Annotated in this window: 11 protein-coding genes; 6 read left to right on the top strand and 5 right to left on the bottom strand. The window is 68.8% G+C overall.

Going from position 1 to position 13833, the window contains the following annotated elements; all coding sequences use genetic code 11:
• Positions 1–591: 591 nt before the first annotated feature.
• Positions 592–1143, top strand: coding sequence for a peroxiredoxin (locus tag ACFXMF_RS03775; RefSeq protein WP_078976832.1), 552 nt, complete (start codon positions 592–594; stop codon positions 1141–1143).
• Between the two features lie 3 nt (positions 1144–1146).
• A complete protein-coding gene (locus ACFXMF_RS03770; protein WP_360311911.1) occupies positions 1147–1671 on the top strand; it encodes a carboxymuconolactone decarboxylase family protein in 525 nt (174 codons plus the stop codon).
• 399 nt (positions 1672–2070) lie between these two features.
• On the opposite strand, the gene ACFXMF_RS03765 is transcribed toward ACFXMF_RS03770, so the two are convergent.
• Positions 2071–3381, bottom strand: a complete 1311-nt coding sequence (locus tag ACFXMF_RS03765; protein ID WP_379988118.1) for a TetR/AcrR family transcriptional regulator — start codon at positions 3379–3381, stop codon at positions 2071–2073.
• A gap of 340 nt (positions 3382–3721) precedes the next feature.
• Between ACFXMF_RS03765 and ACFXMF_RS03760 the strand changes: the two genes are divergently transcribed.
• Positions 3722–4882 (top strand): steroid 3-ketoacyl-CoA thiolase, encoded by a 1161-nt coding sequence (locus ACFXMF_RS03760; protein ID WP_360311907.1) that lies wholly within the window; start codon positions 3722–3724, stop codon positions 4880–4882.
• Between the two features lie 100 nt (positions 4883–4982).
• Here ACFXMF_RS03760 and ACFXMF_RS03755 read toward each other — a convergent pair whose 3' ends face one another.
• The 4 genes from ACFXMF_RS03755 to ACFXMF_RS03740 form a co-directional block, all read right to left on the bottom strand.
• Positions 4983–5705 carry a transglycosylase SLT domain-containing protein gene (locus ACFXMF_RS03755; protein WP_379988119.1) on the bottom strand — a complete coding sequence of 241 codons (723 nt, stop codon included), beginning with the start codon at positions 5703–5705 and terminating at the stop codon, positions 4983–4985.
• A 411-nt stretch (positions 5706–6116) separates the two neighbouring features.
• Entirely contained in the window at positions 6117–7433 is a 1317-nt protein-coding gene (locus ACFXMF_RS03750) for a PhoH family protein (protein ID WP_360311903.1), read from the bottom strand.
• Between the two features lie 292 nt (positions 7434–7725).
• On the bottom strand, positions 7726–8487 hold the full coding sequence (locus ACFXMF_RS03745) for an isoprenyl transferase (RefSeq protein ID WP_360311901.1): 762 nt from the start codon (positions 8485–8487) through the stop codon (positions 7726–7728).
• A gap of 226 nt (positions 8488–8713) precedes the next feature.
• A complete protein-coding gene (locus ACFXMF_RS03740) occupies positions 8714–10516 on the bottom strand; it encodes a phosphoenolpyruvate carboxykinase (GTP) (RefSeq protein WP_379988120.1) in 1803 nt (600 codons plus the stop codon).
• 245 nt (positions 10517–10761) lie between these two features.
• Between ACFXMF_RS03740 and ACFXMF_RS03735 the strand changes: the two genes are divergently transcribed.
• The 3 genes from ACFXMF_RS03735 to ACFXMF_RS03725 all read left to right on the top strand — a co-directional run bounded on the left by ACFXMF_RS03735 (position 10762) and on the right by ACFXMF_RS03725 (position 13800).
• The gene (locus tag ACFXMF_RS03735; protein ID WP_360311897.1) at positions 10762–11427 is read left to right on the top strand and encodes a hemolysin III family protein; all 666 of its coding nucleotides are present in this window, start codon (positions 10762–10764) and stop codon (positions 11425–11427) included.
• A 173-nt stretch (positions 11428–11600) separates the two neighbouring features.
• Positions 11601–13199, top strand: coding sequence for an MFS transporter (locus ACFXMF_RS03730; RefSeq protein WP_379988121.1), 1599 nt, complete (start codon positions 11601–11603; stop codon positions 13197–13199).
• A complete protein-coding gene (locus ACFXMF_RS03725) occupies positions 13171–13800 on the top strand; it encodes a TetR family transcriptional regulator (RefSeq protein ID WP_360311893.1) in 630 nt (209 codons plus the stop codon). Before ACFXMF_RS03730 ends, ACFXMF_RS03725 begins: the two co-directional genes overlap by 29 nt.
• Positions 13801–13833 lie beyond the last annotated feature (33 nt).

Below are 13833 nucleotides of genomic sequence, written 5' to 3'. Positions count from 1 at the left end.
GCATGGTCGGCCGCGAAAGCGGTGTCCTTCGCCGGTGTTTCACCCGCTCCTCGGCACACATCCGCCCACCCTCTCCACGCTTGCCGGGTTCCGGCATCGGCGAGCGCAATCACCCCGCAACACCCCTTCAACGGGGGGACTTACCACGACGCTTCGGCGTGGGAACGGCCGCGCCGCGCCACCGGAATCCGCCGGGGCCGAACTCAACGCCGACACCGACCATGACCATGATCACGGTCACGACCCGTGACCGCCCCTCTCCCCCACCCGACCCCACCACTCCCCCGCCAACCGCCCCGGCCACCCCCGAGCCGCCCCGATCGCAAGATCATCCCAATGTCCCGATTCGGTGTTCGACGAAACGGCGCGTAAGCTCCTCGTCCGCCTGCCGTTCGCGCCCCGTCCCGCGATCGAACCGGCGGGCGTGGCGCTGAGCTGGGCACTTCCCGCCCCCGCCCACTGATAGGCGATCACGATCAATGGTTGAGCCATTGCTTATTTCATCTATCAATTCTCCTGTGACATCGTGATCAACGTACGTCCGACCGGGATGGTGAACCTGCCTTCCCGGCCCTTCGCGGAGGAGATTCAGTGCTTACTGTCGGTAACCAGTTCCCCGAGTACGACCTCACCGGCGTTGTGTCGCTGGAAGCGGACAAGGCTTTCGAGCAGATCACCAACAAGTCCTACGACGGCAAGTGGCGCGTCGTCTTCTTCTGGCCGAAGGACTTCACCTTCGTGTGTCCGACCGAGATCGCCGCGTTCGGCCGTCTCAACGAGGACTTCCAGGACCGTGACGCGCAGCTCCTCGGCGTATCCGTGGACTCCGAGTTCGTGCACCTGGCCTGGCGCAAGGACCACCCGGACCTGACCGACCTGCCGTTCCCGATGCTCTCCGACCTCAAGCGCGAGCTGTCCTCGGCCGCCGGTGTGCTCAACGCCGACGGTGTCGCGGACCGCGCGGTCTTCATCATCGACCCGAACAACGAGATCCAGTTCGTCATGGTCACCGCCGGCTCGGTGGGCCGCAACCCCGACGAGGTGCTGCGGGTCCTGGACGCGCTGCAGACCGACGAGCTGTGCCCGTGCAACTGGCAGAAGGGCGGCGAGACCCTCGACGCCGCCAAGCTGATGGACGCCTGATCCATGGGTCTCGACGTCCTGAAGGCCGCACTGCCCGAGTACGCCAAGGACCTCAAGCTCAACCTGGGCTCGGTCGTGGGCAATTCCAAGCTCGCCGAGCAGACGCTCTGGGGCACGGTGCTCGCCTGCGCGATCGCCACGCGTAGCCCCAAGGTGCTGGCCGAACTCGAACCCGAAGCCAAGAGCCGGCTGTCCGACGAGGCGTTCACCGCCGCCAAGGCCGCTGCCGCGATCATGGCGATGAACAACATCTACTACCGGTCGATGCACCTCATCGGCGACCCGGAGTACAGCAACCTCCGGGCCGGGCTGCGGATGAACGTGATGGCCAACCCGGGTGCCCCGAAGGCCGACTTCGAGCTGTGGTCGCTGGCGGTCTCGGCGATCAACGGCTGCGGCCGGTGCCTGGAGTCGCACGAGCAGGTCCTGCGCAAGGAGGGCGTGCCGCGCGAGACGATCCAGGAGGCGATCAAGATCGCCGCCGTGATCCACGCGGTCGGCGTGACGCTGGAGACCGACCAGGGCTGAGCACGCCCTGATCGCCCCGGCGAACACCCGAGACACCCGCTATACCCGCAACATCGGTAGCACCCGTGAGAGCCCGCCCCACCCGGTGAATTCCAGGGGCGGGCTCTCACGCGTTTCCCCAAGTTCCCAACCCCCGAACTCCCCGAACCCGCCCCCCTCACCGCCGAGCCCGCGACCGCCCCGCCGGACGCGACCGAATCGCCCACCGCGAGCGCGTCACCCACAACGCACACGTCGCCCACCACAACCGCGTCAACCCCTGCAACCGCGTCACCCGCCGCAGCCGAATCGGCCCCGGCACAGACCCCGGCCCGGACCCCGCCCCGACCCCGGAGCCCGACCCAGCCCCGGACCCGACCCCCGACCACCCACCGAACGCCGACTCCTCACGCCGCCGGCTCACCGTGCCGCCCCCATCCCGACCAGCGCGACCTCCCGATACAACCCCACCGCGTCCCGCACACCCATCCCGCGATATATCCGGCTCCCGGTCGAGATCGCCGTGCGCAACACCCGCTGGGTGAACGCCGGATCCAGATCGGGGTGGAAGTCGCCGGACCGGATCCCGGCCACCAGCGCCCCGGTCCAGGTGTCGGCGACCTTGGCCCGCTGCGAGGTCAGCCGGCCGGCCGGGAGTTCGTCGCCGCGCACCTCGTTTATCGCCAGCACGGTGGAGACCCCGTGATAGGCATGCGCCTCCACGGTCCGCCCGATCAGGCCGCCCAGCCGCTCCACCGGCGCCGGTTGCGCGGCGGCGTCCTTGTCGAACGCGGTACGCAGATCGCCTAGGAACTCGCCGAGCAGCTCGGCGAGCAACTGCTCCTTGGAGCCGATGTGATGCGCGAGGCTGCCGACCGGCACACCGGCCAGGTCGGCGATCCGACGCACCGTGGTGCTCGCGTATCCGTCCTGCTCGAAGAGCAGGTTGGAGGCGATCCGGATCCGGGTGCGCGCGTCGGCCTGCGGCGGCACCCGGGCCATCCGCCGTTCGGCCTCGATCCGGGCGTCCTCGATCGGGCCGACCCGACGCAGCGTGGGCACCGCGTAGCGCGCCGGCCCGAGCAGGTTGCAGATGCGCTGCGAGGAGTGCCGCCCGGGCCGCACGATGCCGCGCACGAACACGTCCACCAGACGCCCCGCGGCCGCGTCCGGGTCGTAGCGGCCGCTCGGCCGATACCACTGGGCCATCCCCCACACTGCCGATTGCAACATCAGCGACAACAACACGGGGTGCAGGTCCCGGCGCAGACTGCCGTTCTCGACGCCCCGGCGCAACACCCGCCCCCACAGGGTGGATGCCTCGGCGGTGCGGTCGGACAGCCAGACGAAGCCCTCGCTGCGGGAGAGTCGGCGCGACTCGCCGACCACCACGATCGCCGCGTCGGGACTGTTGCCGATCACTTCGAGGCTGTCCCGCAACAGGCCGCGCAGCGTGGCGATCGGCTCCTCGCCACGCTCGACGGTGGCCCGCTGTCGGCTCATGATTTCGGCGAAGAAGCTGTCGAGTACTTCGAGCAACATCGCTTCCTTGGACGGGAAGTGGTGGTACAGGCTGCCCGAGAGCATGTCGGCGGACTCGGCGATCTGCCGGACGGTCGTGGCGCCGTAGCCCCGCTTGGCGAACAGCGCACAGGCGTGTCTGATGATCTCCGCGCGTCGATCCGCTCGCGGCTTGATGTGACGCTCCGCACCCGCTCGATCGCTCAACACGATGCCAAGCGTAGTACGCCTGGGAATCCCATGCGGAATATCACGTTCCGGTAGTCCCTACTCGCCCCACGAGCCCCACCCGAACCACCCGACCGCACACCCGAGTCGCAGTGCGAACGAGTACAAAGCGCATCGGATGCGGGCACGACGACAGTCGCAACGAGCCTTCGAGCCCTCCGGATACCACCTGGGACCGAAAACGAGGCACCCGACCCCGCGCCATCATATCCTTGACTTAGTCATACACTTGGGGCAGGGTGAGATCAGGCTGGATCAATGCGTCGCCATCCGTGGACCGGCCCCGAAGACCGGCCACGCAGGACTCGCTAGGAGCGACCCCATGGGCAACCCCGTCATCGTCGAAGCCGTGCGCACCCCCATCGGCAAGCGCAACGGCCGGCTCGCCGGCCTGCACCCGGTGCAGTTGTTGTCGGCCGTCCAGCGCGGGCTGATCGAGCGGGCCGGGATCGACCCCGAACTGGTCGACCAGGTGATCGGCGGCTGTGTCACCCAGGCCGGCGAGCAGTCCGGCGACATCGTCAAGCACGCCTGGCTGTACGCCGGCCTGCCGCACCGCACCGGTGGCACCACGATCGACTGCCAGTGCGGATCCGCCCAGCAGTCGGTGCACCTGATCGCCGGACTGATCGCGACCGGCGCCATCGATGCGGGAGTTGCATGCGGCATCGAGTCGATGAGCCGCAACCCGCTCGGGCACACCGCCAAGCCCGGCCAGAAGTCCAAGCCGGAGGACTGGGCGATCGACCTGCCCGACCAGTTCACCGCCGCCGAGCGGATCGCCCGCAACCGCGGCATCACCCGCGCCGACGTCGACGCCCTGGGCGTGCGCTCACAGGCCAACGCCAAGCGCGCGTGGGACGAGGGCCGGTTCACCTCGCAGGTGGTCCCGGTCGAGGCACCCGTACTGGACGCCGAGGGCAAGCCCACCGGCGAGACCGTGCTGGTCGACCGCGACCAGGGTCTGCGCGACACCACGATCGAGAGCCTGACCCGCCTCAAGCCGGTGCTGCCCGACGGCATCCACACCGCCGGCAACTCGTCGCAGATCTCCGACGGCGCCGCGGCGCTGCTGATCATGGACGAGGACAAGGCACGCGCGCTCGGCCTGCGTCCGCGCGCTCGGATCATCGCGCAGGCGATGGTCGGCGCCGACCCGCACTACCACCTGGACGGTCCGAACGACGCGACCGAGCGGCTGTTCGCCCGCTCCGGGATGGCGATGTCCGACATCGACCTGTTCGAGGTCAACGAGGCGTTCGCGTCCGTCGTGCTCTCCTGGGCCCAGGTGCAAAAGGCCGACCTGGACAAGGTCAACGTCAACGGCGGCGCGATCGCGCTGGGCCACCCGGTCGGCTCCACCGGCGGCCGACTGCTGACCACCGCGCTCTACGAACTGGAGCGCACCGACAAGCAGTTCGCCCTGGTGACGATGTGCGCGGGCGGCGCCAACGCGTCCGGCACGATCATCGAGCGGATCTGACGCCCGCCAACCGGCACCGCACACGATCGAGCCCCGCACGCCGTCCGGCGTGCGGGGCTCGACCCGCGTTCATGGGCGAGTCGTGCGACTCGCGGCCCACTCAGTACCAGTGGTGGCTCTGCCAGAACGTCCACGCCTGGCACGGGCTGCCGTAGCGCTCGTTCATATAGCTCAGGCCCCACTTGATCTGCGTCTCGGGGTTGGTCCGCCAGTCGGCGCCGGCCGTGGCGTACTTGCTCGCCGGCAGCGCCTGCATCAGGCCGTACGCGCCGGACGACTTGTTCGTCGCGTCGACCCGCCAGCCGCTTTCCTTCGTGACGATGTTGCTGAAGCACGTGTACGCGCTCGAACTCATCATCGACTTGGCGATCGCCTGGGCGTCGGCGGCGGACGCCGACACCTTCTCCACCGCGCCGCGGTTGTCCGAGCGGGCGGCACGCTCCTGGGCCGCCTTGCGGTCCGCGGCCTCCTTGTCGGCCGCGGCCTTGTCCGCCGCCGCCTTGTCGGCCGCGGCCTTCTCCGCTGCGGCCTTTTCGGCGGCGTCGCGCTCGGCCTTGACCCGGGCGGCCTCTTCGGCCTGTACGCGCTGCGCCTCGTCGTAGGCGGCGGTCTGCGCGTCGGCCTGGTGGGTGATCCCGGTGCTCAGTTGCTGCGCCGCAGGGGCGGCAGGAACCTCGAGAAGCTTCGTGGTGCTTGCTTCGTCTACCGTCTGGGCGTCGGCGGACGCGGAAACTCCCGTGCCACTGAATCCGACCACGGCGCCAACGGCCGTGACAGCGGTGGCGGATGCCACGGCTATCCCCCGAACCGAGATCCGGCTCACACACGTTCCTTCCGACAGGCGCGCACCGCGGTCGAGCGGCGTACGAGTCCAACCCCCGGTCTGCCCACGCTCCCGGAGGGAGCATTTCGGCCCTCGCGCCGAACGATCGGTCCGGCGCGTGTGGCGGGCGGCGTACAGCAGGTCATGTGTCGAGTCGTCGGGCAGCGCTGTACGCGAGGGTCTTACAAGTCCAGCAGCCTGCCTCAGCCAAACATTCGGAAGCAATTTTCGAAGACGTGGCGAACATCACAACTCCGGGAAGGCCAAAGGCTTTTCCCTTTCCGCCGCGGACCGTTTCCACCCGGAATATGCGGACACGGCAAGGCCCCGCCGTCGACGTCTCGAAGCAGTCGAGACGTCGCCGACGGGGCCGGCCGAACAACTCCCTCCGGGGGCCTCACCAGGCATCCGTCAGCCGGGCAGGTCCTCCAACATCTCGGTCACCAGGGCCGCGATCGGCGAGCGCTCGGACCGGGTCAGGGTCACGTGCGCGAACAGCGGGTGTCCCTTGAGCTTTTCCACCACCGCGACCACCCCGTCGTGCCGACCGACCCGCAGGTTGTCCCGCTGCGCGACGTCGTGGGTGAGCACCACCCGCGAATTGCTGCCGATCCGCGACAGCACGGTCAGCAGCACATTGCGCTCCAGGGACTGCGCCTCGTCCACGATCACGAACGCGTCGTGCAACGACCGGCCGCGGATGTGGGTGAGCGGCAGCACCTCCAACATCCCGCGGGCGACGACCTCCTCGATCACGTCGGATGTGGTGACCGCCGACAGCGTGTCGAAGACCGCCTGGGCCCAGGGGCTCATCTTCTCGTTCTCGGTGCCGGGCAGGTAGCCGAGTTCCTGACCACCGACCGCGTACAAAGGACGGAAGACCATCACCTTGCGGTGCTGGTTGCGCTCCAGCACCGCCTCCAGGCCCGCGCACATCGCCAGCGCCGACTTGCCGGTACCGGCCCGGCCGCCCATCGACACGATTCCGATCTCCGGGTCGAGCAGCAGATCCAGCGCTATCCGCTGCTCGGCACTGCGCCCGTGCAGACCGAACACGTCCCGATCGCCGCGCACCAGGCGCACCCGCTTGTCCGCGGTGACCCGGCCGAGCGCCTTGCCGCGCTCGGAGACCAGCACCAGTCCGGTGTGGCAGGGCAGGTCGACGGCCTGCTCGATGTGCGTGCGATCGTGTTCGAACAGGGCGTCGATGTCGGCGGAATCGACCGTGAGTTCGGCCATTCCGGTCCAGCCCGAGGTGTTCACCAGTTCGGCGCGGTACTCCTCCGCGTTCAGTCCCACCGCGGACGCCTTGACGCGCATCGGCACGTCCTTGGACACCAGCGTCACATCGTGGCCCTCGGCCATCAGGTGCCTGGCCACCGCCAGGATGCGCGAGTCGTTGTCGCCCAGCCGGAATCCGGGCGGGAGCACGGTCGCGTCGATGTGATTGAGCTCCACCCGCAGGGTGCCGCCGGAATCCCCGATCGGCACCGGGGCGTCCAGGCGCCCGTACTGCGTACGAAGCTCGTCCAACATCCGCAGCGCGTGCCGGGCGAAGTAGCCCAACTCCGGGTGGTGCCGTTTGGCCTCCAACTCGGTGATCACGACGACGGGCAGAACGACCTCGTGCTCGTCGAACTTCAAGAGCGCCGACGGATCGGCAAGGAGCACGCTGGTGTCGAGGACATACGTCCGGTGCTGCGGAGCACGGCGTTGGATCGTGGCCACGGAGTGCCTCGCCCCCTCTCAGGGCACGCGCACCGTGCGCCCTGATCGCTCGGAGTCCGGGCCCCGGCCCGAAGGCCGGGTGCCCGGCCCTCCTGTCGCCGTGAACTGTGGAGCATGTAGAGCACGGAAGGGCCTCCCGGGCAGGTGACGGGGTGTCACCCACATATCGCACCGGCCCACAAGGATGTGCGCCGGCCCGACGGGGTTATTCCCGTCCAGGGCACCGCCAACACAAACCGGATGATCACATGCCGATGGAAACCCGGTCGTGAACGGCGGCGGTGACCGGGTGTCAGGCGCCGTAGCGGCGATGCCGGGCCGAGTAGTCGCGCAACGCCCGCAGGAAGTCCACCTTGCGGAAGTCCGGCCAGAACGCCTCGCAGAAGTAGAACTCCGAATGCGCGCTCTGCCACAACAGGAAACCGGACAACCGCTGTTCACCCGATGTTCGGATGACCAGGTCCGGATCGGGCTGGCCGCGGGTGTAGAGGTGCTCGGCGATGTGCTCGACGTCCAGCACCTCGGCCAGTTCCTCGATCGAGGTGCCCTTGCCGGCGTGCTCCACGAGCAGCGAGCGAACCGCGTCGGCGATCTCGTGCCGACCGCCGTAGCCGACCGCGACGTTGACGAACACTCCGGTGAGGTCGGCGGTCTCGGTCTCGGAGCGCTTGAGCACCTCGCGCGTGTGTTCGGGCAGCAGGTCCAGTGCGCCGACCGGGTGTACCCGCCAGCGGCGCGCGGCGGCCAGATCGGTGACCGCGTTCTCGATGATCACCATCAGATCGGCCAGTTCCTCCGGCGGCCGATTGAGGTTGTCGGTGGACAGCAGCCACAACGTGACCACCTCGACACCGACCTCTTCACACCAGGTGAGCAGCTCGTGGATCTTGTCGGCACCCTTGCGGTGCCCCTCGGCCACCTGTTCGCCGTACGCCTTGGCCCAGCGGCGATTGCCGTCCAGGATGACGCCGACGTGACGCGGTATCACCGTACGGTCGAGCGACGCCTCGATGCGCTTGCCGTATGCGCCGTATGCGAGGTCCCGCAGGCCCATGTCCACCTGCTCCTCCGTCCGTGATCACCCGCGCCGAAAACCCTACTCCCGTCCGACACCCGCTCGACGTCACGCGGCGGAGGGCGGGCGTGAAGATGCGGTGAAGGTCGGCTCGCGGACGGCGTGTCGCGCGCTCATCCGAGGGTGGCTTTCCGAACGCCGAGGGCCCGGCGGGAGAGATCCCGCCGGGCCCGGAGCGTACCGGTATTTTGACGTCGAGTCAGCTTCAGCCGTCGAGTCGCGAGACCAGCTTGTTGTACTCGTCCCACAGGCCCTGCGGGGTGTGCGAGCCGAACTTCTCCAGGTGCTCGGGGACCAGTGCGGCCTCCTGCTTCCAGATCTCGCGGTCCACGGTCAGGAGCAGGTCCAGCTCCGTGTCGGTGAGGTCCAGGCCCTTGAGGTCCAGGGATTCACGCGTGGGCAGTACGCCGATCGGGGACTCGACGCCGTCGGCGAGTCCTTCCAGGCGCTCGACGATCCACTTGAGCACCCGGCTGTTCTCGCCGAAGCCCGGCCAGACGAACTTGCCGTCGGCGTCCTTGCGGAACCAGTTCACGTAGTAGATCTTCGGCAGCTTGTCCGCCGAGGTGGCCTGGCCGATGTCCAGCCAGTGCGCCATGTAGTCGCCCATGTTGTAACCGCAGAAAGGCAACATGGCGAACGGGTCGCGACGCAGCTCGCCGACCGTGCCCTCGGCCGCGGCGGTCTTCTCCGAGGCGACGTTCGCGCCGAGGAAGACACCGTGCTGCCAGTCGAAGGACTCGGTCACCAGCGGCACCGCGCTGGCGCGCCGACCGCCGAAGAGGATGGCCGAGATCGGCACACCCTTCGGGTCCTCCCACTCGGGCGCGATCGTCGGGCACTGGGCGGCCGGGACGGTGAACCGCGCGTTGGGGTGGGCGGCGGGGGTCTCCGACTCGGGAGTCCAGTCGTTGCCCTTCCAGTCGACCAGGTGCGCGGGGGCGTCCTCGGTCATGCCCTCCCACCAGACGTCGTTGTCGTCGGTGAGCGCGACGTTGGTGAAGACCGAGTTGCCCCACATGGTCTTCATCGCGTTGGCGTTGGTGTGCTCGCCGGTGCCCGGCGCGACACCGAAGAAGCCCGCCTCGGGGTTGATCGCGTACAGCCGGCCGTCCTCGCCGAACCGCATCCACGCGATGTCGTCACCGACGGTCTCCACCGTCCAGCCCGGAATGGTCGGCTGGAGCATCGCGAGGTTGGTCTTGCCACACGCGGAGGGGAAGGCGGCGGCGATGAACTTCGGCTCGGCGCCCGAGGGAGGCGTGAGCTTGAGGATCAACATGTGCTCGGCCATCCAGCCCTCGTCCCGCGCCATGACCGACGCGATCCGCAGCGCGTAGCACTTCTTGCCGAGCAGGGCGTTGCCGCCGTAGCCCGAACCGTAGGACCAGATCTCCCGGTCCTCGGGGAAGTGCGTGATGTACTTCTCGCTGTTGCACGGCCACGGCACGTCCGCCTCGCCCTCGCCGAGCGGGGCCCCGACGGTGTGCACGGCCTTGACGAACTCGCCGTCGGTGCCCAGGAAGTCGAGCACCGCCTGGCCCATCCGGGTCATCGTGCGCATCGAGACCGCGACGTAGGCGGAGTCGGTGATCTCCACCCCGTAGGCGGCCAGCGACGAGCCGATCGGCCCCATGCAGAACGGCACCACATACATCGTGCGGCCACGCATCGAGCCGGCGAACAGACCGCCGAGCTTGGTGCGCATCTCGGCCGGGGCTATCCAGTTGTTGGTCGGACCCGCGTCCTCCTCCTTCTCGGAGCAGATGTAGGTCCGGTCCTCGACGCGCGCGACATCCCGAGGGTCGGAGGTCGCGTAGTAGCTGTTGGGGCGCTTGTTCTCGTCGAGCTTGCGGAAGGTGCCCTTCTCGACGAGGAGGTCGGCGAGGCGCTGGTACTCCTCGTCCGAACCGTCACACCATTCGATCCGGTCGGGCTGAGTCAGCCGGGCGATCTCACTCACCCAGTCGAGTAGCTGCCTGTGTTTCGTCGGGACCTCGTTGGCCACGATCGCTCCATTTCGCGCCTGGGACGGCGAGTCCCCGGCGTCGGGGTTGAGGGTTGCGGGGATTTTATCCGGTCGGCCGGGCGCAGAACCGCCCGGGACAGGGCCCCACCTGGAAGTTGTGCCCCGTACCGGACCGAAAACCCCAAAGACGTGCGCTTTCGCGCCCCTCCGGGACAAGATCTCCCGTGATGCGTCTCACTTTGTACTTACCAGTAACCTACGTGGGCGTAAGTACACTCGGCGACATGAGTGTGGACGCGCACGCCTTCCCGGCGCCCTTGACGCCCATCAAACCCAAGCTGCGCGGCTGGATCCACGCGGGGACTTTTCCCCTCGCGGTCGCCGCGGGCATAGTTCTGGTCGCCCTGGCCGGGGACGCCAAATCCCGCGTCGCCTGCGGCGTGTTCGCACTGACCGCGGCGATGCTCTTCGGCACCTCCGGGGTCTACCACCGAGGCAACTGGGGGCCGCGCGGCGAGGCCGTTCTGCGCCGGCTGGATCACGCCAACATCTTCCTGATCATCGCGGGCACCTACACCCCGTTGACCATTCTATTGCTGGGCAAAAGCGACCAAATCCTACTGTGGGTGGTGTGGATCGGGGCACTCGCCGGGATCGGTTTCCGGGTGTTCTGGATCGGCGCGCCACGCTGGCTCTACACCCCGATCTACGTCGCGCTGGGCTGGGCGGCGGTGTTCTACCTGCCCGAGTTCATGCGCGAGGGCGGCGTCGCGGTGGTGGTCCTGGTGATCGTCGGCGGCGTGCTCTACAGCCTCGGCGCGGTGGTCTACGGGATCAAGCGGCCCAACCCCTCGCCACAGTGGTTCGGCTTCCACGAGGTCTTCCACGCCTTCACACTGCTCGCCTTCGCGAGCCACTTCGTCGCCGTCGCGCTGGTCGCGCTGGACTGATCCCCTCCCGCTCGTCGCCTCGAAGGCCCGCCGCTCCGTTCGGAGTTGCGGGCCTTCGAGCTTTTCCGGGTTTTCCCCCGAGCTTGGGCTGCTCTTTGCCGAGAAAATCGACCGTCACTCGATTTTGAGAGCTACTGTCAGAAGGCAGAAGCAATCAATAGATGGGGACTGTCATGAATGCGACGCAGCAGGGGTCGGATCGCCCGGCCGAAGCCGACGCTCCGCCCGACCCCAGGCGGTGGTGGGCGTTGGGCGCGTTGGTGGTCGGGCTCTTGGTGGTCGGCCTGGACACCACGATCATCAACGTGGCGATGCCGACGCTGAGCGAGCAACTGGGCGCGAGCACGGGCGACCTGCAGTGGATCGCCGACTCGTACATCGTGGTGTTCGCGGCGCTGATGCTCCCGGCCGGACTGATCGGCGACCGCTACGGCCGGCGTCGCTTCCTGCTCGTGGGGCTGGCGATCTTCGGCGTCGGCTCGGTGGTCGGCGCGCTGGTCGGCTCGGTCGAAGGGGTGATCGCGGCGCGCGCCCTGATGGGCATCGGCGGGGCGTTCATCATGCCGCTGTCGTTGTCCATCCTGCCCGCGCTCTTCCCGGCCGCCGAGCGCGGCAAGGCGATCTCGGTCTGGGCCGCGAGCACGGCCCTGGGCATCCCGCTGGGCCCGATCCTGGGCGGGCTGCTGCTGGAGCACTTCTGGTGGGGCTCGGTGTTCCTGATCAACATCCCGATGGTCGGGCTGGCCCTGCTCGTCAGCGTCTTCCTGCTGCCGGTCTCGCGCTCCCCCGAGGCACCGAAGGTGGACCTCACGGTCACCGCGCTGGTGGTCGCCGCGCTGACCACGCTGATCTTCGCGCTGATCGAGGCGCCCGAGTGGGGCTGGGCCGACACCCGCGTGCTCGCGCTGTTCGGCGCGGCGGCGCTGCTGATCGCGAGCGTGGTGGTGCGCGAGACCCGGGCCCGGCAGCCGATGATCGACCTGGGGCTCTTCCGCGACCGCAACTTCCTGTGGGCCACCATCGCCGCCCTGGTGCCGTCCTTCGCGATCTCCGGCGTGTTGTTCCTGGTCCCGCAGCGCTTCCAGGGCGTGGACGGCCACAACGCGTTCGGCACCGGACTGCGGCTGCTGCCGCTGCTGGGCGGGCTGTTCGTGGCCTCGCTGACCAGTACCCGGCTCGCGGCGCGGTTCGGCTACAAGGTGGTCATCCCCAGCGGCCTGTTCGTGCTCGGTTGCGGGCTGCTGTTGGGCGCGACCGGCTCGGCGGACGACGGGTACGGGCGGACCGCCTTCTGGCTCGTGGTGACCGGGCTGGGCCTGGGCACGTCGCTGGTGCCCTCGATGGACGCGGTGATGGCCAACCTGGCGCCGGAGCGCACCGGGATGGGATCGGCCCTGGTGCAGACCCTGCGCCAGGTGGCGGGCGCACTCGGGGTGGCCATCCTGGGCAGTGTGCTGGCCTCCGCCTACCTGGACCGGATCGACACCGCCGGTCGCCCCGGCCCGGTCGCCGACGCCGCACGCGATTCGATCGGCGGCGCGGTCAAGGTGTCCGACCACGGCGCGGACCCGACGCTGCTCGACTCGGCCCGCGAGGCGTTCGTACACGGCATGAATCTGAGCCTGCTGATCTGTGGCATCGCCTCGCTGGTGTTCACCGTCGCGGTGGCGATCTTCCTGCCCCGGCGCACCGTCGCCGCACCGGGGTCCGCGCCGGGTGTCGGTGAACCGGGAGAATCGACGCATGACCGCGAAGGAGTCCTCCATCCCTGACCTGCCCGGCTCGCCCGCGGGGTTGCGCGAGCGCAAGAAGATCAAGACCCGGCAGGCGATTCGCCGGGAGGCGTATCGACTCTTCCGCGAGCACGGCTACGACGCGACCACCGTCGACCAGATCGCCGAGGCCGCGGAGATCTCGCCCAGTACCTTCTTCCGCTATTTCCCGAGCAAGGAGGACGTCGTACTCACCGACGAGTACGACCCCCTCCTGATCGAGATCCTGCGGACGGCACCCGACGACATGAGCATGCTCCGGGTGGTGCGCACCAGGGTGCTGGACGTCCTGCGCGAGATCATCCGGGTGGACGGTGCGGAGATGGCCACCCGGATGACGCTGGTGCTCAACGTGCCGGCGCTGCGGCGGCGCACCTACGAGCAGCAGATGTCGTCCTGGACGCTGATCGCGGAGGCGTACGCCGCCCGCTCCGGGCGCTCCCCGTACGACCTGGAACTGCGCGTCGCCGCCGCCTCGATCAACGCGGCGATGGCCGAGGCGATCATGGCGTGGGCACGCGCCGGCTGCACCGGGGACCTGGTCGCCATGGTCGACCGGGCCCTCGCCCTGTTGGAGACGGGGCTGCGGCACAACCCGTGATGTCGGTGGTCGTTCGGTGCGGCCCCGGCCCGT

The sequence above is a fragment of the Embleya sp. NPDC059213 genome, from assembly GCF_042754445.1.
GTDB lineage: Bacteria > Actinomycetota > Actinomycetes > Streptomycetales > Streptomycetaceae > Embleya.
The sequence above is the reverse complement of the archived record's forward strand: the minus strand, read 5'-3'. Positions and strand labels throughout refer to the sequence as shown.